The organism is Planomonospora sp. ID91781 (assembly GCF_015711595.1).
Classification (GTDB): Bacteria; Actinomycetota; Actinomycetes; order Streptosporangiales; family Streptosporangiaceae; genus Planomonospora; species Planomonospora parontospora.
Map to the genome: position 1 here is coordinate 2,120,814 of NZ_JABTEY010000002.1, position 26,647 is coordinate 2,147,460.

At 72.5% G+C, this 26,647-nt stretch carries 17 protein-coding genes; 7 read left to right on the forward strand and 10 right to left on the reverse strand.

Annotation, left to right across the window (positions count from 1 at the left end):
- Positions 1–300, reverse strand: a complete 300-nt coding sequence (locus HS048_RS28605; protein ID WP_191894836.1) for a hypothetical protein — start codon at positions 298–300, stop codon at positions 1–3.
- Positions 301–1,314: 1,014 nt separating this feature from the next.
- On the opposite strand from HS048_RS28605, the gene HS048_RS28610 reads away from it, so the two are divergent.
- Positions 1,315–1,956 (forward strand): TetR/AcrR family transcriptional regulator, encoded by a 642-nt coding sequence (locus HS048_RS28610; protein WP_230881908.1) that lies wholly within the window; start codon positions 1,315–1,317, stop codon positions 1,954–1,956.
- Between the two features lie 142 nt (positions 1,957–2,098).
- Here HS048_RS28610 and HS048_RS28615 read toward each other — a convergent pair whose 3' ends face one another.
- Positions 2,099–3,820 (reverse strand): ATP-binding protein, encoded by a 1,722-nt coding sequence (locus tag HS048_RS28615; RefSeq protein ID WP_196469228.1) that lies wholly within the window; start codon positions 3,818–3,820, stop codon positions 2,099–2,101.
- Between the two features lie 294 nt (positions 3,821–4,114).
- Between HS048_RS28615 and HS048_RS28620 the strand changes: the two genes are divergently transcribed.
- Both HS048_RS28620 and HS048_RS28625 read left to right on the forward strand, forming a co-directional pair.
- Positions 4,115–5,503, forward strand: a complete 1,389-nt coding sequence (locus HS048_RS28620) for a transposase (RefSeq protein ID WP_230881909.1) — start codon at positions 4,115–4,117, stop codon at positions 5,501–5,503.
- Between the two features lie 238 nt (positions 5,504–5,741).
- Positions 5,742–7,130, forward strand: coding sequence for a pyridoxal-dependent decarboxylase (locus HS048_RS28625; RefSeq protein WP_196469229.1), 1,389 nt, complete (start codon positions 5,742–5,744; stop codon positions 7,128–7,130).
- A 4-nt stretch (positions 7,131–7,134) separates the two neighbouring features.
- Here HS048_RS28625 and HS048_RS28630 read toward each other — a convergent pair whose 3' ends face one another.
- Complete coding sequence (locus tag HS048_RS28630) at positions 7,135–7,707, reverse strand: dihydrofolate reductase family protein (protein ID WP_068898738.1); 573 nt, start codon at positions 7,705–7,707, stop codon at positions 7,135–7,137.
- A 91-nt stretch (positions 7,708–7,798) separates the two neighbouring features.
- Positions 7,799–8,386, reverse strand: a complete 588-nt coding sequence (locus HS048_RS28635) for an NADPH-dependent FMN reductase (protein ID WP_196469230.1) — start codon at positions 8,384–8,386, stop codon at positions 7,799–7,801.
- Positions 8,387–8,547: 161 nt separating this feature from the next.
- Here HS048_RS28635 and HS048_RS28640 point away from each other — a divergent pair, with 161 nt between their 5' ends.
- Positions 8,548–12,036 carry a BTAD domain-containing putative transcriptional regulator gene (locus HS048_RS28640; protein WP_196469231.1) on the forward strand — a complete coding sequence of 1,163 codons (3,489 nt, stop codon included), beginning with the start codon at positions 8,548–8,550 and terminating at the stop codon, positions 12,034–12,036.
- A 94-nt stretch (positions 12,037–12,130) separates the two neighbouring features.
- On the opposite strand, the gene HS048_RS28645 is transcribed toward HS048_RS28640, so the two are convergent.
- The 3 genes from HS048_RS28645 to HS048_RS28655 form a co-directional block, all read right to left on the reverse strand.
- Positions 12,131–15,004, reverse strand: coding sequence for a vitamin B12-dependent ribonucleotide reductase (locus HS048_RS28645; RefSeq protein ID WP_196469232.1), 2,874 nt, complete (start codon positions 15,002–15,004; stop codon positions 12,131–12,133).
- A 94-nt stretch (positions 15,005–15,098) separates the two neighbouring features.
- Positions 15,099–15,560 (reverse strand): transcriptional regulator NrdR, encoded by a 462-nt coding sequence (nrdR, locus tag HS048_RS28650; RefSeq protein WP_068898744.1) that lies wholly within the window; start codon positions 15,558–15,560, stop codon positions 15,099–15,101.
- 606 nt (positions 15,561–16,166) lie between these two features.
- Positions 16,167–16,304, reverse strand: a complete 138-nt coding sequence (locus HS048_RS28655) for a hypothetical protein (RefSeq protein WP_196469233.1) — start codon at positions 16,302–16,304, stop codon at positions 16,167–16,169.
- A 502-nt stretch (positions 16,305–16,806) separates the two neighbouring features.
- Between HS048_RS28655 and lexA the strand changes: the two genes are divergently transcribed.
- Both lexA and HS048_RS28665 read left to right on the forward strand, forming a co-directional pair.
- Positions 16,807–17,517 carry a transcriptional repressor LexA gene (lexA, locus tag HS048_RS28660; RefSeq protein WP_068898746.1) on the forward strand — a complete coding sequence of 237 codons (711 nt, stop codon included), beginning with the start codon at positions 16,807–16,809 and terminating at the stop codon, positions 17,515–17,517.
- 122 nt (positions 17,518–17,639) lie between these two features.
- On the forward strand, positions 17,640–18,803 hold the full coding sequence (locus tag HS048_RS28665; RefSeq protein ID WP_307832685.1) for an aminotransferase class I/II-fold pyridoxal phosphate-dependent enzyme: 1,164 nt from the start codon (positions 17,640–17,642) through the stop codon (positions 18,801–18,803).
- A 231-nt stretch (positions 18,804–19,034) separates the two neighbouring features.
- Here HS048_RS28665 and leuS read toward each other — a convergent pair whose 3' ends face one another.
- Positions 19,035–21,503: a leucine--tRNA ligase gene (gene leuS, locus HS048_RS28670; protein WP_068898748.1), complete on the reverse strand. Its 2,469-nt coding sequence runs from the start codon at positions 21,501–21,503 to the stop codon at positions 19,035–19,037.
- Between the two features lie 634 nt (positions 21,504–22,137).
- On the opposite strand from leuS, the gene HS048_RS28675 reads away from it, so the two are divergent.
- The gene (locus tag HS048_RS28675; RefSeq protein ID WP_196469234.1) at positions 22,138–23,829 is read left to right on the forward strand and encodes a hypothetical protein; all 1,692 of its coding nucleotides are present in this window, start codon (positions 22,138–22,140) and stop codon (positions 23,827–23,829) included.
- A 21-nt stretch (positions 23,830–23,850) separates the two neighbouring features.
- Here the strand turns inward: HS048_RS28675 and HS048_RS28680 are convergent, their stop codons facing one another.
- A complete protein-coding gene (locus HS048_RS28680; protein ID WP_068898752.1) occupies positions 23,851–25,125 on the reverse strand; it encodes a cytochrome P450 in 1,275 nt (424 codons plus the stop codon).
- Between the two features lie 215 nt (positions 25,126–25,340).
- Positions 25,341–26,573: a cytochrome P450 gene (locus HS048_RS28685; protein WP_084008563.1), complete on the reverse strand. Its 1,233-nt coding sequence runs from the start codon at positions 26,571–26,573 to the stop codon at positions 25,341–25,343.
- Positions 26,574–26,647: the final 74 nt, after the last annotated feature.

A 26,647-nucleotide genomic window follows, 5' to 3' on the forward strand; every position in this document is an offset into this window, starting at 1 on the left:
CTACCGCCGGGCGGTCTTCGCCATGCCTTGCCCCATGCCCTGCTCCATGCCCTGCTGCGCCGGGATGTCGGCCCGGTCGACGATCGTGCTCTCGCCCTCGCTGCGGGCGCAGTGCGCGCAGCAGTACCAGCGCCGGTCTGCCTCGACCCCGTGCCCGACGATCCGGACCCCGCAGTGCTCGCAGATCGGCGCCATCATCTGGATCGCGCACTCGAAGCAGTCGAAGGTGTGCACCGCCCCCTGCGCGTGCACCTCGAAACTCATGTCGTAGTCGTTCCCGCAGACTTCGCACCGTGCCATGTTCCCCCCCGAGAACTCGTGGCGTTTCCCGGAGGGGTCTACCCAGAACCGCGCATCCGACCCTCCGGCCCGCCGTCACCCCGCGTGAGGCCCGCGAGCCTCCGAGTCACGAAACCCATTGAACCCGGACGCGCCACACCTATAGGTTTGCCGCCGTGGACGTCACGGCAGCCGTACGGCAAGCGGCCGCCAATCGCACGTCAAGCGAGAGCGGCCATAGTCGAAGGCGAGGAAAGGGGCAGACCATGCGACGCATCAGGATCACCCGGCCGCGCGGCCGCCGCCGTCCCACCCGGTCCTGCGACCTGGACCTCCGATCGCCGTCGGGACGGCGACTGCCCTACTAGGCAGGTCTTTACGGTCGTCTTATACGATTAAGTGCATAGTGCGCATAACGGAACAATCACGCCGGGGGGCTCAATGAAGAGGCTTGTGGCCGTGCCGCCATATGTCACGCGACTCAAGATCCGGGACATCCGCTCCGGAACGCGCCGCAGGACGAGCGGTGACACCAAGGTCGTCGATCTGCGCGCCTACACAGGCCGCAACGTCGTCCGTCTCCCCCTCACGAGCGGTCCCACCCCCGCAGCCTGAGCCGGACCGTCGAAGAGCTGAGAAGCCCCGGAAAGACCCGCTTCGTGCGGGTCTTTCCGCGTTCACCCGTGCGACCGACGTCGGTCCGGCCGCCACCCCGGCGGACAGGGCCCGCTCCTGCCGGATCTCCGCAATGCGCGGCACCCGGGAACCGCTCCCCGACCGGGCCCCCGAACGTCGGGCCGAGGACGGCCGCCGGGCTTCGGACCGAGGGGTCCCGGGCCTCGGACCGGGGTCTCGGGCCTCGGACCGGGGTCTCGGGCCTCGGGCCTCGGGAGGACGGCCGCCAGTCCTCGGGCGTCGGACCGGGGACTGGCGTCGGGCCCCGAACTCCCCGATCACCGGGTCCGCGCGACGGGATTACGGTGATTCACCCACGCGCAGAACGGAACATTATGTTCCATGGTTTACATTGGCACCATGGAGACGACCAGCAGCACGCCGATGAGCGGCCGCAAGGCCCAGGCCGCCCGGAACGACCAAGTGATCCTGCAGGCCGCCCGGGAGGTCTTCGTCGCCGATCCCGGCGCGCCGATCTCCGCGGTGGCCGAGCGCGCCGGGGTGGGCATCAGCGCGCTCTACCGCCGCTACGCCGGCAAGGAGATCCTGCTCCGCAAGCTCTGCTCCGACGGGCTGAAACTCTACATCGCCGAGGCGGAGGCGGCCCTGGCCGACGACGGCGACCCCTGGACCGTCTTCGCCCGCTTCATGCGCCGCATCGTGGAGGCCGACACCCACTCCCTCACCCTGAGCCTGGCCGGGACGTTCACCCCGGACGAGGACCTCCACCGCGAGTCCGCCCACGCCGAGCGGCTCGCCCTGGAGGTCTTCGAACGGGCCAGGGACGCCGGGATCCTCCGTCCCGGACTGGAGGTCGCCGACCTCTCGATGATCTTCGAGCAGCTCGCCTCCGTCCGGCTCGGCGACGAGGAGCGCACCGCGCAGATGAGGCACCGCTACCTGGCCCTGCTCCTCGACTCCCTCCGCCTGACCTCGGCCGGCCCGCTGCCGGGCCCGCCGCCCACCGCCGAGGAGATCGGCCGCCGCTGGTCGACCGCCTGACACCGGGCGGGCCGCACGGGCCGCCCTCCTCCTGCGGGCACGGTCCGCCACCGCCCCGGGGCGTCCGCCGGAGCGGAGCGCTCTCAGCACTCCCCTCCGCCGCGACGGCCACCGCCGTCGGGGACGCGACGAGGTCCGCCCCTCACGGCGGTGGAGCCTCGCGCCGGTCGCCCAGGTCCCGGACGGCCGGCACCTCTCCGGGATCCGGGACCCGGAGGGTGAGAGTGAAGGTCGAGCCCTCGCCCGGGACGCTGGTGGCGGTGATGGTGCCGTGATGGGCCTCGGCGATGGCCTTGGCGACGGTCAGCCCCAGGCCGATGCCCTGGATGGCGGCTTCGGTGCTGGAGCGGGCGCGGTAGAACCGGTCGAACACGTGCGGCAGGTCCTCGGCGTCGATGCCGGCACCGGCGTCGCTGACCGCGATCGACACGGTGTCACCGGTGGCCGAAGCCGACACGGTGATCGGGCTGCCCGCCGGCGAGAACTTGGCCGCGTTCGACAGCAGGGCGTTCAGCGCCCGCACCAGGAGGCCCCGGTCGGCCCGGACGAGGGGAAGCCCCGCGTCGACGCGCACCAGGACCGGGTGATCGCTGGAGCGCGCCTGGGCGGACATCGCCTGCACCGCCTCGGCGATGATCTCGTCCACCGGCGTCGGGGCGGAATCGACGCTCAGACGGCCACCGGCGGTGGTGGTGACCGCCAGCAGGTCTTCGACCAGCCGCTGCAACCGCAGGGCGTTGTGGGTCATGGCGTCCAGCATCCGCAGCCGCCGTCCGGGAGGAAGGTCGTCGTTGCCGAGCGTGAGGATCTCCAGGTAGCCGAGGACGCTCACCAGCGGGGTGCGCAGTTCGTGGCCGACGGTGTCGATGAACTCGTCCTTGGCCCGGTCCAGCTCCTGCAGCCGCGCCACGACGGCCTGCTGCTGGGCGTAGGCCTCGCGCAGCGCCTGCTCCACGCGGCGGCGGTCGGTGATGTCGTGAACGAATGCGTTGAAGATCCACGTATCGGCCTCGCGGGTGGCCCAGAACACCATCTCGGCGGGGAACTCGCTGCCGTCGGAGCGCAGCGCGGCCAGCTCCAACCGCCGCCCCATCAGCCGGGACTTCCCGGTGGTCAGGAAGCGGGCCAGGTCGGCCTGGTAGTCCTCCCGGTAGCGGACCGGCATGATCGTCTCGTGCAGGACCGTGCCGATGGCCTGGTCACGCGGGATCCCGAACATCCGCTCGGCCGTGGCGTTCCAGCCGACGATGCGATCGTCGGTGTCGACGGACACGAAGGCCTCCACCGAGGTCTCGACGACCTGCTCCAGCCGGCGCCGGGCGGCTTCGGCCTCCTGCCGGGCGCGGTGGCGGTCGATCACCCGGCCCATCTGACGGCTCAGGCTGGCCAGTACGCGCAGCAACGACTCGTCCGGCTCGACCGGCTCATGGCAGAAGAACTCCAGCACCGCGGCCACACCGTCGGCGGTCGCCACCGGGAGCGCGAACGCCGCCCGCACCCCTATGTCCGCCCCGTGCCGGGCGCGGGTGAACAGCGGGTCGCGGGTGACGTCGCGCGACCACACCGGCTCGCCGGTGGCCGCTGCCCGGCCGACGATGTCCGTCCCCGCAGGCAGCCGGGTGGCGGCCGTCGCCTGGTACAGCAGCGGGAACTCCCTGACCGCGCCCGTCCACGCTCCCGAGGAGACGAACCGGTCGCCGCCGCCTTCCGGCACCCAGATGTGGCCCAGCGGCCAGCCGGTCGCCTTGCGTATCGCGCGCAGCGTCGCCCGGGCCGCCGATTCCAGATCGTCGCCGGCGCTCAGGGCCGCGGTGACGCCGTCCAGCAACGCCAGCAGCGCCGTCTCCCGTTCCCGATCCCGCACGGCCCTCCTGCTCCCGGTCACCGCGCAACCCCATAAGGCGGCTGTTTCCCTGGTGCGACCTTACCGAAGGTCCGCAGAAAGCCCTGGCCTTCAGAATGCGGTCCCCGTCAGGGGATACCCCGCCGCCCGGCGGGACATCCCGGAGCGTGAAACACGGTACCTGCAGGCGCCAGGCCGGGCGGTACGGCCTCGCGGCATCGGCGACGTTCCTCCCCTATGCGGTCACCACGACCCGAGGAGCGGGCAGCGCGGGAATCCCGATGCCCGCCGTGCCGGTGTTCACTCTCCCCGATCATGGATCGGCCGCTAACGTGTTCGAGTCCGCACACGCAAGCGCGGGTGATCGATGGGGCGTGGGAGGTGTTTCGCGTGCTGACCGGGCGCAGGTACCGGCTGGAGTTCGACGCCGGGCAGAAGCTGCTCGCCGAGCGGATCGCCGCCGTGTGCCGGTCGGCGTGGAACACTGCGCTGGAGCAGCGCCGCGCCTACCGTCGCCGGGGCGCGTTCATCGGCTACGCCGAGCAGTGCAGGCAGCTCGCCGAGGCGAAAAAGGAGTTTCCCTGGCTGGCCGAGGCCCCGGCGCAGGTGCTGCAGCAGACGCTCAAGGACCTGGATCAGGCGTACCGCCGGCACGGCACCTGGAAGGTCCGCTGGAAGAGCAAGACGCGGCAGGCGCCGTCGTTGCGGTTCCCCACCCCCAAGCACATCCCGGTCGAGGTGATCAACCGCCGGTGGGCGCGGGTGTTCCTGCCCAAGCTCGGCTGGGTGCGGTTCCGGCTGTCGCGGCCGCTGGGCGGGGCGGTGCGCTCGGCGACCGTCTCGCGTGACGGTGAGCACTGGTTCATCAGCTTCCTCGTCGAGGACGGACAGCGCGCGCCGCAGGTGCATGCCCGCCCGGATGCGGTCGTCGGGGTGGACCGGGGGGTGGTGACGGCCGCGGTCACCTCCGACGGGGAGTTCTTCGACCGCCGCCACGCCACTGCCTTCGGCGTGTCCTCCTCCGAGCCGCCGGAGGAGAGCATGGCCGCTCGGGCGGACGATCGGGGCTATCTGTCGGCCGGTGAGGCGGAGCGGTATGTGCGCCTTCAGCGGCGGCTGGCGCGGGCGGAGAAGGGCTCGGCCCGGCGTGCGCGGGTGGTGTGCGCCCTGGGGGCGATCATGGGGCGGGTCCGGCGGCGCCGCGCGGATTTCACCGCCCAGGTCGCGCACCGGCTGACCCGTGATTACGCGCACATTGTGCTGGAGGATCTGAAGGTGCGCGGGATGACCGCGTCGGCGTCCGGCACGGCCGCGGCGCCGGGTGCGCGGGTCGCGCAGAAGTCCGGCCTGAACCGGGCGATATTGGACAAGGGCTGGTACGGGCTGGAGGTCGCGCTGCGCTCGGCGGCCCGTTACACCGGCAGTGTCGTCAGTGCGGTTCCGGCCGCGTACACGTCCCGGACGTGCTCGGTTGCGGCCTGCGGGCGGGTGGATGCGAAGAGCCGTGAGAGCCAAGCGCTTTTCCGTTGCACCGCCTGCGGGTATGTCGAGCATGCCGATGTGAACGCGGCGAAATGTATCAAGGCCAGAGAACAGGCGGCCGGGCCGGTCGTCTCAGGGCGTGGAGACTTCGGGGGTGCCCGGGTCGGTGAAGCGTCAAGCGCCCGTTCCACGGCGCGCGGTGCGCCGCGGGCTGCCGCGTGAGCGGCACGGGAGTCCCCGTCCCTTCAGGGCGGGGAGCAGGTCAAGTGACGGGAAGAGTGCGCACCGTTCCCGGTGGCGGCCCCGCTCCCCCACCGCCTCCGCGGCCCCGAGCACGCGCGGCCTCCCGCGGCGACGCCACGGCCCGGTCGGGCGTCCCGGCCGGGAGCATGCCGGACATCGGGCCAGTTTCCGTGATTGGACCGGTACCGGACACGCGCAGGCCCCCTACGGTCGTGCCATGCACGCACGACTCGGCGACGACCTCGCCCGGCTGCCCGGCCTGCTCGACGAGGCGCGGGCCCACGCCGTACGCCTCCTCACCGGACTGGACGACCGCCCGGTCGCCCTGACCACCGGGCCGCCCGCGCCCGACCCCCTGCCCGTCACCGGGATCGGCGCCGCGGGGGCGCTGGAGGCCTTCGCCCGGCGCTGGGAACCGGGTTTCGCCGCCAGCGCCGGCCCGCGCTACCTGGGCTTCGTCACCGGTGGCGCCACCCCCGCCTCGCTGGCCGGCGACTGGCTCACCGGCGCACTGGACCAGAACCCCACCTCCGGCATCGACTCCAGCGCCCCGGACCTGGAACGGGAGACCGTCGCCTGGCTGCGCGAACTGTTCGGCCTGCCCCGGGAACACGCCGGGGCCTTCGTCAGCGGTGCGACGATGTCCAACTTCACCGGCCTGGCGGTCGCCCGGGAATGGGTGGGCGAGCGGCGCGGCGTCCGCGTGTCCGAGCAGGGGGTCGCGGCCCTCGGCCCCGTCCCCGTGCTCTCGGCGAGCCCGCACTCCAGCGTCGGCAAGGCCCTGTCCATGCTCGGGCTGGGACGCTCCGCACTCCGGAGGGTCGACGCGCTGCCCGGCCGGGAGGCCGTCGACCCGGCCCGCCTGGAGGAGGCGCTGGAGTCCCTCGGCGGCGAGCCCGCGATCGTGGTCGCCAACGCGGGGACGGTGAACACCGTGGACTTCGACGACCTGCGTGCGATCGCCGCCCTGCGCGAGCGGTATCCCTTCTGGTTGCACGTGGACGCGGCCTTCGGGGCCTTCGCCCTGCTCTCCCCGGACCACGCCCATCTGCTCGACGGGCTCGGCGAGGCCGACTCGGTCTGCGTGGACCTGCACAAGTGGCTGAACGTCCCCTACGACAGCGCGGTCCAGTTCACCCGCCGCCGCGACCTGCAGGTCCGGGTCTTCGCCAACTCCGCGGCCTACCTCGGGCCGCTCGGCGACGACCTGGACCGGGTCGACCTGGTCCACCTGACCCCGGAGAACTCCCGGCGGCTGCGCGCCCTGCCCGCCTGGTTCACGCTCGCCGCCTACGGCCGTGAGGGCCATGCCGAGATCGTCCGGCGTGACATCGCGCTGGCCGGGCTGCTCGGCGAGCGCGTCGCCGCGCTGCCCGGCTACCGCCTGCTGGCCCCCGTCCGGCTCAACGTGGTCTGCTTCACGCCGGAGGGCTCCCCGGAACGCACCGGGGAGCTGGTCTCGGCGATCATCGAGTCCGGCGAGGCCTTCCTCACCCCCACCGTCTACGGCGGGGTGCCGGCGCTCCGTGCCGCGTTCAGCAACTGGCGCACCACCGAGGCCGACGTCGAGCGCGTCGTGAAGGTCCTGGAACGGCTCGCGCCGTGACCGCTCAGCCGGCCGCGGGTGCGTCCCCGCCCGCGGTCGCCGGCCGGTAGGTGAGGACGACCACGCCGGAGTCGAAGGTCCTCGTGCCGGTGAGCTCCACGGCGCCGGCGCTCTCCTTGCGGAACAGGGGCTCTCCCTCGCCCTTGAGGACCGGGTAGATCCAGATGCGGTACTCGTCCAGGAGGCCGTGCGCGGCGAGGTCGTCGGTCAGCCGGCCGCAGCCCCAGATGAGGATGTCCGCACCCGGCCGCCGCTTGAGCTCGGTCACCTCCGCCACGAGCCGGTCGCCCGGGATGATCGAGGAGTTGTTCCAGTCGGCGGGCTCGTCCAGCGTCGAGGAGACGGCGTACTTGGCGATGGCGTTGACGTGGTCGGCGTAGGGGTTGCCGCCCATGTTCGGCCAGGCCTGGGCCATGCCCTCGTAGGTGACGCGGCCCAGCAGCAGGGCGTCGCAGCCGAGGGTGAGCTCCAGCGCGTACGCCATGGCGTCCTCGCTGTTGTGCTGCATCGACCACAGGTGGGGGTCGTCGATGAAGCCGTCGAGGGTGGCGTAGGTCGAGCAGATGATCTTCCTCATGATGTCCTCCGTGTCGTGGGTCGCGTCGTGCGGTCCGGGGTCAGGGACGGTTCGGTCTCAGGGACGCTTCGGTCTCAGGGACGGTCCGGTCTCAGGGAACGTAGGGGCGGGCGGCCCGGGCGTCCCGCAGCGCCCGGGCCCACCAGGACAACCGGTCCAGCACCGCCGTGGCGGCGGTGTTGCAGTCGGCGGCGGCCTTGGGCCAGGTGCCGTCGGCGGCGAACAGGTTCCAGTAGCGGGGGAGGCTGACCGCGTCGCGCAGGGGCACGGCGTGCAGCTCGGTGAAGATCTGACGGAGCTGGTCGATGGCGTGCAGGCCGCCCGACTCCCTGCCGTAGGCGACGAAGGCGACGGGCTTGGCCTGCCACTCCTCGTAGTACCAGTCGATGGCGGTCTTGAGCGGGGCCGGGAAGCTCCGGTTGTACTCGGGGGTGACCACCACGAAGGCGTCGGCGGCGGCCAGCCGCACGGCCAGGTCCGCCACCGCCCCGGGGAGGGGCTCGCCCTCGTCGGTGAGGGTCTGCGGCAGCCCGGCCTCCACCAGGTCGACCAGGTCCACCTCCAGGTCACCGCGCCTGCGGGCCCGGGCGGTGAACCAGCCGGCCACGGTGGGACCGAACCGGCCGTTGCGGGTGCTGCCGACGATGACCGCCACTCTCAGCCGTTCGTGCTCCGCCATCTCCCCGCCTCCTCCGTGTCCGTTCTCTCCGGCCGCTTCCGGGCCGGCGTGTTCCACTGTGCCGCAGGCCCTTTACGGCTTGTTTCCCGTCGGCTTACGGCTCCCGGGAACGTCCCGTAAAAGACGGAAATCGGCCGCGGCATGCGGTTATCGTGATCTTCATGCGTTTCGGAGTGCTGGGGCCGCTGGCGGTGTGGACGGCTTCCGGCGAGCGGGTGGCGGTCCCGGGGCTGAAGGTCCGCACCCTCCTGGCGGACCTGCTGGTGCACGAGGGGCGGCCGGTCCCGGCCGACCGGCTGATCGACGACCTGTGGGGCGACGACCGCCTGCCGGGCAACCCCTCGGGGGCGCTGTCGGCCAAGGTCTCGCAGCTGCGCCGGATACTGGAGGACGCCGAGCCGGGCGGCCGGGAACTGGTGGCGCACCACCCGGCGGGCTACCTGCTGAGGGCCGACACCGACGCCGACGGCTTCCGCGCCCTGCTGGCCGAGGCGGGCCGTACCGGCGACCCGCGGGCCAGGTCCGGGCTGCTTTCCGAAGCGCTGGCGGCGTGGCGCGGCCCGGCCTTCGCCGACTTCGCCGACGAGCCGTTCGCCCGGGCCGCCGCCGCCCGGCTGACCGAGCAGTGGCTGGCCGCGCAGGAGGACCGGGCGGAGGTACGGCTGGCGCTGGGCGAGCACGCCCTCCTCGCCGGGGAACTCGGCGAGCTGCTCACCGCGCACCCGCTCCGGGAGCGGCTGCGCGCCGCACACATGCGGGCTCTGTACCGCTCCGGGCGGCAGAGCGAGGCGCTCGGCAGCTACGAGGAGCTGCGTGCGCTGCTCGCCGACGAGCTGGGACTGGACCCGGGGGCGGAACTGGCGGGCCTGCACCGGGCGATCCTGGTCCAGGATCCGGCACTGGCCGCACCGCGCACGACGGGCGCCGCATCGGGCACCGCACCAGGCACCGCACCGGACGTCATACCGGGCACCGCATCAGGTGCGACGGCCGATCCGGCCGGCGGACCCTCCGGCAGCCTGCCCGTGCCGGTCACCGCCCTGATCGGCAGGGACGACGCGCTCGCCGGGATCCTCGCCAGGCTGGAGACCGACCGCCTGGTGACGCTCACCGGCCCCGGCGGCGTCGGCAAGACCCGGCTGGCCGTGGAGGCGGCCAGGATCCTGGCCCTCCCCTCCTCCCCCGGCGTCGGGCCGTCTCCGGGTCCGGGCGGACTCCACGCGCCCCGGCCCGGCTCCGCCGGCCGGTTCCCCGACGGCGCGTGGCTGGTCGAACTGGCGGCGCTCGACCGGCCCGCCGACCGGGACGCGGTGTCCCGGCTGGCGGAGGCGGTCATGACCGTGCTGGACGTACGGGACACCGGCGCCCCCGCGGAGCCCGGTGAACGCCCCGCCGCGGACCGGCTCGCCGGGGCGCTGCGCCACCGGCGGCTGCTGCTGGTGCTGGACAACTGCGAGCACGTCGTCGAACCGGTCGCCGAGCTGGCCGGGCTGCTGCTGCGCACCGCTCCGGGGCTGCGGATCCTGGCCACCAGCCAGGAGCCGCTCGCCCTGGCCGGCGAGGTGGTCTGGAGCGTCCCGCCCTTGGAGGTGCCGGACGGGACCGCCGATCTCGCGGCGCTGGAACGGACCGCCTCGGTGCAGCTGTTCACGGCCCGGGCGTCCGCCGCGGCCAGGGGGTTCACCCTCGACGCGGAGAGCGCCCCGGCGGTCGCGACCCTGTGCCGACGGCTGGACGGCATCCCCCTGGCGCTGGAACTGGCGGCGACAAGGGTCCGGGCGCTGGGCGTGCGGGGCCTGGTCGAGCGGCTGGACGACCGGTTCCGGCTGCTGTCCACCGGGCACCGGGGAGCCCCGCCGCGCCAGCAGACCCTGACGGCGATGATCGACTGGAGCTGGGAACTGCTGCCCGGTCCCGAACGCACCGTGCTGCGCCGTCTGGCCGTGCACGCCGACGGCTGCACCCCGCAGGCCGCCGAGGCCGTCTGCGCGGGGGACGGCGTGCACCCGGCCGACGTGCTCGACCTGCTGGTCCGCCTGGTCGACCGGTCCCTGGTGGTCATGGTGGACGGCCCGGACGGGCCCCGGTACCGGTTGCTGGAGTCCGTGGCCGCCTACTGCCTCGACCGGCTCCAGGAGGCCGGGGAACTGGACCGGGTACGGCGACGGCACCTCCTGCACCACATCGGGTTCGCCGAGCGGGCCGAGGCGCACCTGCGCGGCCCCGGCCAGCGGCGGTGGCTGCGGCGGCTCGACGCCGAGGCCGCCAACCTGCGCGCCGCGCTCAACACCGCGGTCAGGGAGGCCGACGCCGAGGGTGCGCTGCGCCTCGCCGTCGCGCTGGCCTGGTACTGGTTCCTGCGCGGCAGGCTGACCGAGGCCCGGCGTTCCCTGTCCGCCGCACTGACCACCGGCGCGGACGGCCCCGCCGCGCCGGCCGGCGCGTGCGACGGCTCCGTCCCGACCCTCGCGCCGCCCGCCGCCCGTTCCGTCACCGCGCTCCGTGCCGCGGCCCTGGCCTGGGCCGCGGGCTTCGGGTTCCTCCAGGGCGACGTCGCCGACCGGGAGAGCCTGCGCGACGCGGCTCTGCGGCTGTACGAGGAGGCGGGCGATCCGGCCGGGCACGCCAGAGCCCGGTGGTTCCTGGCCCACACCGCGATCGACCTGGGCGACCTGGCCGTCGCCGAGGACCTGCTGGACCGGGCGCTGCGGGGCTTCCGCGCGGTCGGCGACCGGTGGGGCACCGCCGCGGCCCTGGCCACCCGTGCCAAACTCGCGCACGTCCGGGGCGATCTGACCGCGCTAGGCGGCGACGGCGGGCGCAGCGCCGAGCTGTTCACCGAACTCGGCGACCGCTGGGGCCTGATGGAGGCCACCGGCTGGCTCGGCGCGCTCGCCGAGCTGACCGGCGACCTGGAGCGGGCCGAGCGGTTGCAGCGGGACGGGCTGCGCATGGCGGAGGAGCTCGGGCTGTGGACGGAGGCGGCCGGGCGGCTGGCCTGGGTCGGCTGGACGGCGTTGCAGCGTCGCGGCTACGCGGAGGCGGCCGAGTCGTGCGGACGGGCGCTGAAGCTGGCCGTCGAGCAGGGACACCGGACCGAGCAGATCTTCGCCGCGATGGGGTTCGCCTTCGCAGTCCGCAGGCAGGGCCACCTCGAACTCGCCGAGATCCACCTGCGTGACGTGCTGGAACGGGCACCGCGCCAGGACACCGGTACGGCACCGCCCCCGTACCTGCCCATGGTCCTGACCGAGCTGGGTTTCGCCGCCGAGCAGCGCGGAGACGCGGCGGCCGCCCTCAGCCTGCATCTGGAGGCGCTCGACCAGGCGGCCAGGCTCGACGCCTCCCGCGTCATGCCGATCGGACTGGACGGCCTGGCCGGCGCGGCGGTCCTGGCCGGGGACCACGACCGCGCCGCCCTGCTCCTGGGCGCGGCGGCCGCGGCCCGCGCAGCGGGCTCCCCGCCCGCCTCCCCCGCCGAGCATGACGACATCGACCGGATCACCGGGCGGGTCCGCGCCGCGCTGGGCGAGGACCGCTTCGCCGCCGGCTTCGAACGCGGCGGCACGCTCACCCCGCAGGAGGCGCTCTCCCTGGCCGCCGCCCCGGCCCCGGCCGCCTCCGGGCCCCCGGCGCACGGCGCATCGTGAACGAGGGGGGCGGCGATCGGCTCGCCGTCCCCTCGTTCCTCCACCGGTCACCGGCTCGCACGGGGCGGACACCGCGTCCGCCCCGTGCGGGGAGTCAGCTGCAGCCGCTGGTGGAGCCGCAGCCCTCGCAGACATAGCAGCTGCCGGCGGGACGCATCTTCGTGCCGCAGGTCATGCAGAGCGGCGCGTCGGCGGTGCGGCCCTGGTGGGACTCCAGGGAACCGCCCCGGCCGGGCTCCTGCCGGGCCGCGGTCGGGGAGGCCGCTCCGGCCGCGGTCTCGGGAGCGGCCTCGGCACGCTGCTGGGGCTGCTCGATCGGGGCCGAGGTGGCCAGCTCGGCGATGACCTGCTCGGAGTGGACGGCGGCCGGGTCCTCACCGCGCTGCTGGGCGGCCCGCTCGGCGGCGGAGAAGACGCCGAGGGCGGCGCGCTCCTCGTAGGGCAGGTGGTCCAGGGCCAGCCGGCGGAAGATGTAGTCCACCACCGAGGAGGCCATCCGGATGTCCGGGTCGTCGGTCATGCCGGCCGGGTCGAACCGCATGTTGACGAACTTGCTGACGTAGGTCTCCAGCGGCACGCCGTACTGCAGGCCGATCGAGATGGCCACGGAGAAGGCGTCCATGACGCCCGCGAGGGTCGAGCCCTGCTTGGACATCTTCAGGAAGACCTCGCCGAGGCCGTCGTCGGGGTAGCACGAGGCGGTCATGTAGCCCTTGGCCCCGGCCACGGTGAAACGGGTCGTGGTGCTGGGACGCTGGTTGGGCATCCGGCGGCGGGTCGGGCGGCTGATCTCCACCACCTTGACCTGCGGCTCGGCGGGACCCTCCGCCTTGTCCGCCTTCTCCTCGGCCTTCTTGCCCGAGGCGGAGAGCGGCTGGCCGACCTTGCAGTTGTCGCGGTAGACGGCCAGGGCCTTCAGGCCGAGCTTCCAGCCCTCGAGGTAGACCTGCTCGATGTCCTCGACGGTCGCGGACTCGGGCAGGTTGACGGTCTTGCTGATCGCCCCGGACAGGAACGGCTGGGTGGCGGCCATCATCCGGACGTGGCCCATCGGGGCGATGGCCCGCTCGCCCATGGCGCAGTCGAACACCTCGTAGTGCTCGGGCCGCAGGCCCGGCGCGTCGACGACGTGACCGTGCTCGGCGATGAACTCGACGATCGCCTCGATCTGCTCGCCGGGGTAGCCGAGCTTGTCCAGCGCCCGCGGGATCGTCTGGTTGACGATCTGCATGGAGCCGCCGCCGACGAGCTTCTTGAACTTGACCAGCGCCAGGTCCGGCTCGATGCCGGTGGTGTCGCAGTCCATCATCAGGCCGATGGTGCCGGTGGGCGCCAGCAGGGAGGCCTGAGCGTTGCGGTAACCGTTGCGCTCGCCGAGCTTGAGGCACTCGGTCCACTGCCGGGTGGCCTCGGCGTGGATGGCGCCGTCCACGGCGTCCAGCGTGCGCAGCTCGTCGTTGGCCGCCGAGTGCTTGCGCATGACGCGCTTGTGCGCGTCGGCGTTGCGGGCGTAGCCGTCGTACGGTCCCACGACCGCGGCCAGCTCGGCGCTGCGGCGGTAGGAGGCGCCGGTCATCAGGGAGGTGATGGCGGCGGCGACGGCGCGGCCGCCGTCGGAGTCGTAGGCGTGGCCGGTGGCCATGAGCAGCGCGCCCAGGTTGGCGTAGCCGATGCCGAGCTGGCGGTAGGCGCGCGTGGTCTCGCCGATCTTCTCGGTCGGGAAGTCGGCGAAGCAGATCGAGACGTCCATCGCGGTGATGATCAACTCGGTGATCTTCACGAAGTTCTGGATGTCGAAGGAGCCGTCGTCCTGGAGGAACTTCAGCAGGTTGATGCTGGCCAGGTTGCAGGAGGAGTTGTCCAGGTGGACGTACTCCGAGCACGGGTTCGAGGCGGTGATGCGGCCCGTCTCCGGGCAGGTGTGCCAGTCGTTGATCGTGTCGTCGTACTGCACGCCGGGGTCGGCGCACTCCCAGGCGGCGGTCGCCATCTTGCGGAACAGGTCGCGGGCGTCGACCTCCTCGATGACCTCTCCGCTGAGGCGGGCGCGCAGGCCGAACCGCTCGCCCTTCTCCACCGCGCGCATGAACTCGTCGGAGACGCGCACGGAGTTGTTGGCGTTCTGGTACTGGACGGAGACGATGTCCTTGCCGCCCAGGTCCATGTCGTAGCCGGCGTCGCGCAGCGCGCGGATCTTGTCCTCCTCGCGCGCCTTGGTCTCGATGAACTCCTCGATGTCGGGGTGGTCGACGTCGAGGACGACCATCTTGGCCGCCCGGCGGGTGGCGCCGCCGGACTTGATGGTGCCGGCGGAGGCGTCCGCGCCGCGCATGAAGGAGACCGGGCCGCTGGCCGTGCCGCCGCTGGAGAGCAGCTCCTTGGAGGAGCGGATCCGGGAGAGGTTCACGCCGGAGCCCGAACCGCCCTTGAAGATCACGCCCTCTTCCTTGTACCAGTCGAGGATGGACTCCATCTGGTCGTCCACGGCCAGGATGAAGCAGGCGCTGACCTGCTGCGGCGAGGCGGTGCCGACGTTGAACCAGACCGGCGAGTTGAAGCTGAAGACCTGGTTGACCAGGGCGTGCTTGAGCTCGTGGTCGAAGATCTCGGCGTCCTCGTCGGTGGCGAAGTAGCCCTCCTCGACGCCGGTCCTGGTGTAGACCCCCACCACGCGGTCGACGAGCTGCTTGAGGCTCCACTCGCGCTGCGGGGTGCCGACGGCGCCCCGGAAGTACTTGGTGGTGACGATGTTGGCCGCGTTGACCGACCAGGAGGCGGGGAACTCCACGCCGCGCTGCTCGAAGTTGACCGAGCCGTCGCGCCAGTTGGTCATGACGACGTCGCGGCGCTCCCAGGCCACCTCGTCGTACGGGTGCACGCCGGGCGTGGTGAAGATGCGCTTCATCTTCAGCCCCTTGCGCGGGCGCTTACCCCCGCGCGCCGCCGTGCCGCTGACCGTCTCCGTCATGACTTTCCCCCTTCCGGGACTCCGAACGGAGCCCGCGAGTCGGACCACATCGATGCGCCGCCTCATGTCCCCCGGCGCCCGGGGATCGAATTCTTCAGTCCTGCGGGGCGGAGCGGTCCGCCCGCAGCTGCCTGATCTCGGCCTCGAAGTCGGCCAGCGTCTCGAACCCCCGGTAGACGGAGGCGAAGCGGAGGTAGGCGACCTCGTCCAGCTCGCGGAGCGGACCCAGGATCGCCAGCCCGACCTCGTGGGCGGGGATCTCGGCGGATCCGGTCGCCCGGATGCTCTCCTCGACCCGCTGGCCCAGCTGCGCCAGGGAGTCCTCGCTGACGGGCCGTCCCTGGCACGCCCGCCGGACCCCGGCGATCACCTTCTCCCGGAAGAACGGCTCCGTCACCCCGCTGCGCTTGCTCACCATCAGCAGGACCGTCTCCTGCGTGGTGAACCTGCGCCCGCACTGCGGGCACGTGCGCCTGCGGCGGATGGCCCCGCCGTCCTCCGTGGAGCGGCTGTCGATGACCCGCGTGTCAGGATGACGGCAGAACGGACAGTGCACGTGCGTCGCCTCCCTGACCGGCTCACCTGCCCCACACGCCCCGTGTCATGCCATGCGGAATGCCCGCACCCGTTCACCCGCGAAGGTGAAGTGCGGTAACAGAAACACAACTTATGGTGAAACGGGGCGGGTGGTGCCACAAGATGTTGTGGTGCAACCGTAGAAGTGCGCGACGATGAACGCAAGTTGATCGGAGTGTCCCGAGTGAAGGCGCTGATCAGGGGTGCCACCCGGGCGTGTCGCCGCCGCCCCGCCCTCCGGGCCGCCCGCCCGGGCACACCGGAGTCCCGCACGCGCAGCGACCGGCCGGGCACGGCCCGGCACGGATCCGGCGCACGGCGCCACGGGCGGGACACGGCCCGGCGTGCTCCCGTACCAGGTCACGGAGCGGGTGCGGTCCACCACCGGATCTCCGCCGCGCGGGCCCGCGGACGGGCGCGGCCGGACACCTGACCCGCACCAGGTCGCGGAGCGGGTGCGGTCCACCACCGGATCTCCGCTGCGCGGACCCGGGAAGCCCCGCCTCCCCTGCACGGACCCGCGGGAGCCCCGCGGCCTCCGTCCCCTCCGAGCAGGGATGAGGTCCGCGGTCGGCTGGACAGGGATCTAGACGGGGACGAGGTGCGCGATCGCCCAGAGGACGACGAGTGCGGCCAGGAGCAGCGCGGCCACGGCCGCGCCCCTGCCCCGGCGGGTGAGCCGGAGAGGCCTCGCGGCGGGGCGGCGGACCCCTCTGCGCGCCACCGCCGCCGCCTCCGGTCCGGATCCGGGCCTCCGGCGCGCCCGGCCGCCCGAGGCCGGCCGCGGTCGCCCCCCGCCCGTCGAGGTCGGCCGCGGACGGCCTTCACCCGCACTCCCAGGTCGCCCCTCACCCGCCGCCCGCGAGCGCGACCGGCCGCCGTCCGCCGCCCGGAGATGCGCCCTGCCGCCCTCGATCAGCCGCAGCTGCGGCCGGGGCTGCCCCGACGCCCGTCCCGCGGTCTGCCCCGACGCCCGCCCCCGCCGGGACCGCCCCGTCCGCGTGGTCGCCTCCATGGCCCTCCCATCGCCCCGGCCTGGCCGAACACAGGTCGAAGAAAGATCGGTGTATCGAACACGGTGTCGATCGAACTCCCGTACGATGTTGTACACCACGCCGTCGCCGATTTCGAGGAAGACTCGAACAATTGTTTGAAGATGATCTTCGACGGCGGTACGGTCGCTGTGTGCGACATGAGGAATACAGACCGGGAGGCGAGGAGATCGCATGAGCGAGCACAAAGAGAACGGCGCGGCCGTCAGTGACCTGGCGGTGCGCAGGCGTGACTCCCTCGGCCTCACCCCCAGGCAGCGCAGGATCCTCGAGGTCATCCGTGATTCGGTGCAGCAGCGGGGATACCCCCCGTCGATGCGCGAGATCGGCGAGGCGGTGCAGCTCACCAGCACCTCCAGTGTCTCCCACCAGCTGACGGCGTTGCAGCGCAAGGGTTATCTGCGGCGCGACCCGCACCGCCCCCGGGCGCTTGAGGTCCGTCTGCCCGGCGAGCCCGTGCTCTGGGTGGACCCCGACGCGGGCACCGACGAGGCGCCCGTCAACCGTCCGACGGCCTCCTACGTCCCCCTGGTCGGCCGGATCGCCGCCGGTGGCCCCATCCTCGCCGAGGAGAGCATCGAGGACGTCTTCGCCCTGCCCAAGCAGCTCGTCGGCGAGGGCACGCTCTTCCTGCTCCAGGTGGCCGGGGACTCGATGATCGACGCTGCCATCGCCAACGGCGACTGGGTCGTCGTGCGCCAGCAGCCGGTCGCCGACAGCGGCGACATCGTCGCGGCGATGATCGACGGCGAGGCCACGGTCAAGACCTTCAAGCGCAAGGACGGCCACGTCTGGCTGGTCCCGCACAACCCCAACTACGACCCGATCCCGGGCGACGAGGCGACCGTCCTCGGCAAGGTCGTGGCAGTCCTCCGCAAGCTCTGAGTCACAGGCTCCGCCCGGTGAAGGCCGTGTGGCCGCACGGCCGGGGCCGCCGGGCCCGTCCGGCCCGCGCATCCCGGGCCTCGATCTCCGCGTCGCTCACCGCCCCGGCCTAGGCTGGGGCGGTGAGCGACATATCCGGTCTGAACGATCTGACGTTGGAAAGCCTGATCACCCGTGACGGGGCGAAGTGGTCCCTCGCCGAGCCCGGGGTGATCCCCGCCTGGGTCGCGGACATGGACTTCCCGGTCGCCCCCGCCGTACGGGAGGCCCTGGCCCGCCGGGTCCACGGCGACCTCGGCTACCCCGCCTGGCTCGACCAGCTCGGAGACGGCCCGCTGGCGGAGGTCTTCGCCGTGCGGATGGAGCAGCGGCACGGCTGGCGCGCCGACCCGGCGCACGTGCGCTCCTTCACCGACATCAACCAGGCCCTCCAGGTCGTCCTGCACGTCGCCACCCGGCCCGGCGACGCGGTGGCGCTGCACGTCCCGACCTACCCGCCCTTCCTGGAGACGCTCGCCGAGATGGGCCGGCCGCTGCTCCCGATCCCGATGGAGCCCGCGGGCGACTCCTGGGGCTTCGATGCCGACGCCCTGGCCGCCCGCCTCGCCGAGGGCCGCTGCCGGGTGCTGCTGCTGGTCAACCCGCAGAACCCGACCGGGCGCTCGTTCACCCGCGAGGAGCTGACGGTCCTCGCCGAGCTGGCCGAACGCCACGATCTGCTCGTCGTCTCCGACGAGATCCACGCCGACCTGACCCACGCCCCGTCCGCGCACGTCCCCTTCGCCACCCTGCTGCCGGAGCGGACCGTCACGCTGACCTCCGCCACCAAGGCGTTCAACCTGGGCGGCATCCGCTGCTCCGTGGCGCACTTCGGGCCGCCCGCCCTGCGCGCCGCCATGGCCGCCCAGCCCAGGCACATGTACGGCGCGGCGCACGTGTTCGGGGTCGACGCGACCGTCGCGGCCTGGACGCACGGGGACGGCTGGCTCCAGGAGGTCAGGGCGGTGCTCGCCCGCAACCGGAGCCTGGTCGCGGGAGGGCTTCCCGAGGGCGTGCGCTATCGGGTTCCCGATGCCACCTACCTGGCGTGGCTGGACTTCACGGAGCTGGCCCTGGGCGAGGACCCCGCCGGGTTCCTGAAGCGCGAGGCACGGGTGATGCTCAGCCAGGGGCCGCCGTTCGGTCCCGGCGGCGAGGGCTTCGCCCGGCTGAACTTCGCCACCTCGGGCCCGGTCCTCTCGGAGATCCTGGACCGGATCTCCCAGGCCGTGAAGTCCCGGTCGTGACGCCGACCGGCCGCTGACCGCGCCTCGGTCGTGCCGGGGACCCCTGCGCCGGGCCCGCCGGGGCAAGGACGTCGTGGGACCGGGCCGCTCCGGGACAGCGGTCCGGATGCCGCCCCGGGCGGGCATCCGCGAGGCGGGCGGCGCCGGGGCCTCGGCAGTGAGCGCCGGAGCGATGCGAGCACCGCGAGAAGGGGGCGGGCTCCCCTCGGGGACCCGCCCCTCCGGTCACCGTCAGGGGACGATGTTGACCAGTTTCGGCGCGCGGACGATGACCTTGCGCGGCGCACCGGACAGGAAGCCCTGCACCTTCTCCGAGGCCAGGGCCAGGGCCCGCAGGTCGTCCTCGGAGATCTCCGGGGAGACCTCCAGCCGGTCGCGGACCTTCCCCGCGACCTGCACGACGCAGGTGACGGACTCCTCGACCAGCAGGCCGGCCTCGGCGACCGGCCAGCCCGCCCGGGCGACCGAGGCCTGGTGGCCCAGGCGCTCCCAGCCCTCCTCGGCGGTGTACGGGGCGACCAGCGACAGCATGACGGCCAGCGCCTCGGCGGCCTCCCGGACCGCCGGGTCGGCGGCGCCGGGGCCGGAGTCGATGGCCTTGCGGGCCGCGCTCGTCAGCTCCATCATGCGGGCCACCGCGACGTTGAAGCGGTGGGTCTCGACCAGCTTGGTGACCTCGTCGACGGTCCGGTGCACGATCCTGCGCAGTTCCAGGTCGCCGGTGGTGAAGTCCGCGCCCGGGGCGGAGGCCGCGCCGGCGTCGGTCATCACCCGGAAGGCGCGGGCCAGGAACTTCTGCGACGCGGCGGGCGAGACGTCGGCCCAGTCGATGTCGTCCTCGGGCGGACCGGCGAAGATCATGGTCAGCCGGACGGCGTCCACGCCGAAGGCGTCGATCTGCTGGCCCAGGTCCACTCCGTTGCCCAGCGACTTGGACATCGCCTTGCCCTGGTTGATCACCTGGCCCTGGTTGAGCAGGCGGGTGAAGGGCTCGGTGAAGTCGACCATGCCCATGTCGTGCAGGACCTTGGTGAAGAACCGGGAGTACAGCAGGTGCAGGATCGCGTGCTCCACCCCGCCGACGTACTGGTCGATCGGGCCCCACTGGCGGACCTTCTCCACGTCGAACGGGCCGCCCTCGTAGTCCGGGTCCACGTAGCGCAGGTAGTACCACGAGGAGTCGACGAAGGTGTCCATCGTGTCGGTGTCCCGCCGGGCGGGGCCGCCGCACTTGGGACAGGCCACCTCGACCCAGTCCGCGGCCGAGGCCAGCGGGGAGACGCCCTTGGGCGCCAGGGCCTCGCCGCGCAGGTCGGGCAGGGTGACCGGGAGCTGCTCGTCCGGGACGGGGACCTCGCCGCAGTCGACGCAGTGGATGATCGGGATCGGGCAGCCCCAGAAGCGCTGGCGGGACAGCAGCCAGTCGCGCAGCCGGAAGTTGACCGTGGCCTTGCCCGTGCCCCGCTCGCTGAGGATCTCGATGATCCTGCGGATCGCGGAGGTCTTGTCCAGGCCGTCCAGGGGGCCGGAGTTGACCATCTCGCCGTCGCCGGAGGTCGCCACCCCCGTCTCCCCGGGGTCGGCCATGCCCGTGTGGACCACCACCCGGACCGGCAGGTCGAAGGCGCGGGCGAAGTCCAGGTCGCGCTGGTCGTGCGCGGGCACGGCCATGATGGCGCCGTGGCCGTAGTCGGACAGCACGTAGTCGGCCGCCCAGACCGGCATGCGCTCGCCGTTCACCGGGTTGATCGCGTAGCGGCCCAGGAAGACGCCGGTCTTCTCCTTGTCGGTGGAGAGCCGGTCGATGTCCGACAGCTTGGCCACCTCGGCCCGGTAGGCCTCGAAGGCCGCCCGCTGCCCGTCGGAGACGATCTCCTCGGCCAGCGGGGCGTCCGGGGCGACCACGAAGAAGGTCGCGCCGTACAGGGTGTCGGGACGGGTGGTGTAGACGGTGACCGGCTCGTCGCGGCCCTCGATCACGAAGTCGACGTCGGCGCCCTCGGAGCGGCCGATCCAGTTGCGCTGCATGCTCAGCACGCGCTCGGGCCAGCCGCCCTCCAGCTGCGTCATGTCCTCCAGCAGCCGGTCGGCGTATTCAGTGATCTTGAAGTACCACTGGGTCAGCTCGCGGCGGACCACCTCGGCGCCGCAGCGCTCGCACCTGCCGCCGACGACCTGCTCGTTGGCCAGCACCGTCTGGTCGTTCGGGCACCAGTTGACCAGACCGCCCTTGCGGTAGGCCAGCCCGCGCTCGAAGAAGCGCAGGAACAGCCACTGGGTCCACCGGTAGTAGGAGGCGTCGCTGGTGTGCAGCCGGGTCGACCAGTCGAAGGAGACCCCGTAGCGCTTGAACGAGGCGGCCTGGGTCTCGATGTTGGCGTAGGTCCACTCTGCGGGGTGGGCGTTGCGCTTGATCGCGGCGTTCTCCGCGGGCAGGCCGAAGGAGTCCCAGCCGACGGGGTGCAGGACGTTGTAGCCCTTCTGGACCCAGTAGCGCGCGACGACGTCGCCGATGCCGAACGCCTCGGCGTGGCCCATGTGCAGGTCACCGGAGGGGTAGGAGAACATGTCGAGCATGTAGCGCTTCTCGCGGGTGTCGGCGGGGTCGCCGGAGGCCCGGAAGGGGTCCAGCTCCTCCCACCGCCGTCCCCACTTGACCTGCAGGGCCTGCGGGTCGTAGTGCTGCTCTTCGCGTCGCATGTCGGCTCGCTCGCTCACGTTTCTTCCCTCGGTGTACGTCTGCGCAGATGATCTGGACCCATCCGGCCCCAATAGAAAAACCCTCCGCTCACGCGAAGGGCAGCCGCATCGGTGAGGCGTGGAGCGCACCCCGTCGATCCTGCGCCTGTCGCGGCGGGCCGTACGGCCTCGCGCGGCGAGATCTGCGGGGCGCCCCCTAGCGCCGGGAGAGCCGATGCGGCCTGGTAAGCAGCAGGGCCGCGGCACGCATAGTGCAAGCCTAGCGCAGTTCGCAATCCTCCTTCATGACCGGGAACGACGTGCCCGATCACGGCAAAACCAAGACACCGGAACCACCAGGTCAGCACAATGGGGACGGCCACGCATCCGGGGTGATCGAGACACTATGGGGATAGATCCGTTGTGACCTCGCCCGTCCCGGCCGTTTACCCTTTTCACCGTGGCGCACTCAGCAGAGCCGGGGCAGGGCCCGGATCCCATGGAGGCGGGCCTGCCTCTGCAGGACCCTCCAACCGATCCCACCGGCCTCCAGTTCAGGGAAGCGTTCCCCCGTTTTCCTGCGAATCCCCCTGCCCCGCATGAGACCATGCCCAATACCCATAATTCGGGCACCCGTGCGGGAGGTAAGGAATCCATGGCCTCGGATCATTCCAGCCGGCCTCAGCAGTCTCCGGCATGGCAGGAAGCACCCGAGACCCCGTCGGCGCGGGCGGACGACCCGCCCGGCACCGGTCCCCGGCTCCCGCTCCCCCAGGACGGGCCGCCCGGAGGCGCCGCCCGGCCGGCCCCGGTCCCCGGCAACCGCTCGTGGCAGCAGATGTTCGGCACGGACGCCTCCGCCCCTCAGGACGGCGTCCGGCAGTCCGCCCCGTCCCGCGAGGACGCCGTCGCGCGCCCGTCCGCCCCGGCCCCCGCGGAGAACGGCGGGTGGGGCGTGCCCTCCTCCGAGCGGCCGGGCTCCGCCTTCACCCCGGCCTGGGCCGACTCCCGGTCCGACCCGACGCCTCCGCACGGCACGGACTCCCGGCCCGGCTGGAACCCTCCCTCCGCAGGACCCGGCCCGTCCCCTGCCGCCGACCCCTTCGCCCGGCCCGACCCGTTCGCCTCCGCCGACCCCTTCGCCCGGCCTGACCCGTTCGCCTCCGCCGACCCCTTCGCCCGGCCTGACCCGTTCGCCTCCGCCGACCCCTTCGCCCGGACCGCCGCTTTCGGCGCGCCGGCCGGTGGTTCCGCTCCCGTGGGCGATCCGGTCCGGCCCGGCCAGACCGGACCGGGCGGGCACCCGGATCAGCCGCGACCCGGCGACCCTGGGCAGATCACGCAGCCCGGGCAGCTCCCGCAGCCGGGAGGACCCGGGCAGCGACCGGGAGGGCCCGGCCAGGCGGGGCACGCGGGCCAGACGGGGCAGAACGGGCAGGGCCCCGCGCAGGACCGGGCGGGCGGGCACCTGAGCCGGGACCCCTCCGATCCGAACCGGCCGTTCGTCACCGCCGGTCAGATCAGCGGGCCGAAGACCCCGCCGCCGGAGCGGCAGCAGGAGCTGTGGAACACCGTCTTCGGCGACAACTACCAGGCCATGGGCGAGGAGGAGGACCTCGCCGGGAACGGCAGGCCCGTCTGGGTCTTCGCCCTCGCCGGATCCGCGGTGATCGCGCTGGTCGGCGCGGTGCTCTGGGCCTTCCTGGCCGGCCCGCTGGCCGCCACCGACGACGGCAGCGCCGTCGCCGCGACCAAGCCCTCCGCCACCCCCAAGCCGAGCACCGCCCCGAAGAAGGTCCCCCGCCTGCCGAGGTTCCAGGGCGAAGCCTCACCGGTCGCCGGCACCCTCACCGACGCCAGGGCCGCACTGACCCTCCCCCGGCTCGGTGCCCCGTGGCGGCTGGACACGCGCCCGACCGTGCCCACGACGTACGGCTTCAGCACGCGGCAGTACGTCCCTGCCGGGCAGGACTCGGCGGGCAGGTCCCAGTTCGCGCAGGTGATGTCGGGTCCGCTCTCTCCCCGACTGAAGAGCCGCTACACCTCGCCGGAGAACCTCGCCCCGGTGATCAACGCGGTCACGCTCGCCGCTCGCAGGAAGTTCTTCCCCGAGGGCAACAGCGCCCGCAAGACGGCCCAGCAGACGCTGTCGGTCGGCGGCCTGCCGGCGCAGCTCGCCGCCTACGAGATCACCTCGGACGGGTCGGTGACCACCGTGGTCGTGGCGGCCGTGAGCACCGGGGCCGACCTGCCCTCGATCGTCTACATGTCGGTGCCGGACGCCCAGAAGGAGCTGCTGCCCGACGTCAACACCGTCTTCAAGGCGATCAGGACGACCGCGGGCTAGGACGCGGACGGGCCGCCCGTCCTAGAAGTCGCACCGCATGTGCTTGATGCCGTTGATGAAGCTGGAGTAGAGCCGCTGGGGGCTGCCTCCCTCGATGTGCGGGACCCGGCGGAGGAGTTCGCGGAACATCACCGTGATCTCCCGCCGGGCGAGGTGAGCCCCCAGGCAGAAGTGCGGCCCGGGCCCGCCGAAGCCCACGTGCGGCCCCTCGGTCCGCAGGATGTCGAAGCGGAGCGGGTCGGTGAAGACCGACTCGTCCCGGTTGGCCGACCAGTAGTAGAGGACGACCTTCTCCCCCTTCCGGTAGAGGGTGCCGTTCATCTCGTGGTCGCGGGTGACCTTGCGGCGCATGAAGTTCACCGGGGAGGCCAGCCGTACGATCTCCTCGACCGCGCCGGGGGCGTGGCCGTCGACGTCGGTCAGCCAGAGCGCGCGCTGGTCGGGGTTGCGGGTGAGCAGGCGCAGGCCGTAGGAGATGGCGTTGCGGGTGGTCTCGTTGCCCGCCACCACCAGCAGGATGAAGAACGAGCCCAGTTCCTGGCCGGTGAGCCGCTCCCCGTCGATGTTCGCGTTCACCAGGGCGGAGGTCAGGTCGCCCGTGGGGTGCTCGGTCCGGTACGCGGCGAGGTCCTGGACGAGCCGGTCGAGCTCCATGCCCGCGGTCAGCAGGTGCTCGGCGGCGGTGGCCGGATCGCCCCCGCCGTATTCGGGGTCGAAGCCGCCGAGGATCCGGTTGGAGCGGTCGAAGACGAAGCCGTAGTCCCGCTCCGGGATGCCCATCATGTCGCAGATGATCTTCAACGGCAGCCGGGCGGCCACCTCGGTGACGAAGTCGCAGCCCGGTCCCTTGTCGAGCAGGTCGTCGACGATCCTCGCGGCCGCCGCCTCCACATCGGTCTCGAACTGCTTGATCATCTTCGGGGTGAAGGCCCGGGACACGATGCGCCGCAGCCGCGCGTGCCGGGGATCGTCCATGTTGATCATCGAGCCGAAGTACTCGGCGAACTCCGGCGGCATGTCCGGGATGTTGGTGGCGCCGCCGTCCCCCGAGCAGAACACCTCGGGGTTGCGGCTCGCCTCCAGGATGTCGGCGTGCCTGGCCAGTGCGTGGTAGCCGGGACCCCGGGGCGCGAAGGAGACCTCCGGCTCGGCGTAGAAGGCGGGGCTCGGCAGGGCGCGCAGCAGTTCGAAGGCCCGCTCCCGCTCGCGCATCGGCCTGGCCCAGAAGGCGTAGTCGGACAGGTCGAAGTCGGCGACCGAGGTGATCGGCTCGCGCTCGCCGGGCATCGCGCTCATACCGCCCATCATTGGCGGGCGTACTCGCTCAGGTCAATGAGCCGGGCTCAGCTCGACGAACCGGATTCGGATCCATGAACCGGGACCGGTCCGGTGAACCAGGCCCAGTACGGTGAACCGGATTCGGGCCGGTGAGCCCGGCCCCGGCGTCGCCCTGCCGGGGCCGGCCGGGCCCGACGAAGCCGACGGGCCCGGCCGGGCCGACGGGGCCGACTTCAGAAATCGCACCGCAGGTGCTTGATGCCGTTGATGAAGGTGGAGCGGAGACGGTCGGGCTCGCCGGCCGAGCGGATCTGCGGGAGCCGGGTGAACAGCTCGCGGAACATCACCGTGATCTCCCGCCGGGCGAGGTGGGCCCCCAGGCAGAAGTGCGGTCCGGGCCCGCCGAAGCCCACGTGCGGCCCCTCGGTCCGCAGGATGTCGAATCGGTGGGGGTCGGTGAAGACCGACTCGTCCCGGTTGGCGGCCCAGTAGTAGAGCAGCACCTTGTCGCCCTTGCGGTACAGGTGGCCGTTCATCTCGTGGTCGCGGGTGACGGTGCGGCGCATCCAGGTGACCGGGGAGGCCAGCCGTACGATCTCCTCGACCGCGCCGGCGATGCGCCCGTCGAAGTCTGCCAGGAGCAGTTCCCGCTGGCCGGGGTTCTCGGTGAACAGGTGCAGGCCGTGCGAGATGGCGTTGCGGGTGGTCTCGTTGCCCGCCACCACCAGCAGGATGAAGAACGAGCCCAGCTCCTGCATCGTCAGCTTCTCGCCGTCGATGTTGGCGCTGGTCAGCGAGGTGATGAGGTTGTCTCCGCCCGCATCTGCGAGGGAGACGACCAGGTCCTGCAGGCGCTGCCCCGCGCCGAGGAGCAGTTCGGCCGCGCGGGCGGGGTCGTCCATGAACTCGGGGTCCCCACCGGACAGGATGATGTTCGACGCCTCGAAGACGGTCCCGTAGTGCTCCTCGGGAATGCCCATCATGTCGCAGATGATCTTCAAGGGGAGCCGGGCGGCCACCTCGGTGACGAAGTCGCACCCGGGACCCCCCGCGATGAGGGCGTCGACGATCCGGGTGGCCTCGGCCTGGACGTCGGCCTCGAACTGGCCGATCATCTTGGGGGTGAAGGCCCGGGAGACGATGCGCCGCAGCCGCGCGTGCCGGGGATCGTCCATGTTGATCATCGAGCCGAAGTACTCGTTGAACTCCGCGGGCAGGTCCTGGATGCTCGTCGAGCTCCGGCCCGAGCAGAAGACCTCCGCGTTGCGGCTGGCGTCCACGACGTCGGCATGCCTGACCAGCGCATAGTAGCCCGGCCCCACCGGGGCGAAGGGGATCTCCGGCTCGGGGAAGCGGACCGGGCCGGGCTGGGCGCGGAGCACGGCGAAGGCCGCCTCGCGCTCGGCCGTCGGCCGCTCCCAGAATGCCAGGTCGGAAAGGTCGATCTCGCCCAGCGAAACCGTCACGCGAGCCTCCACTAGAACAGCATTCGGTTTCACCGATCCTGCCACACCGCCTCGACCCCCGCCACCCCTCCACG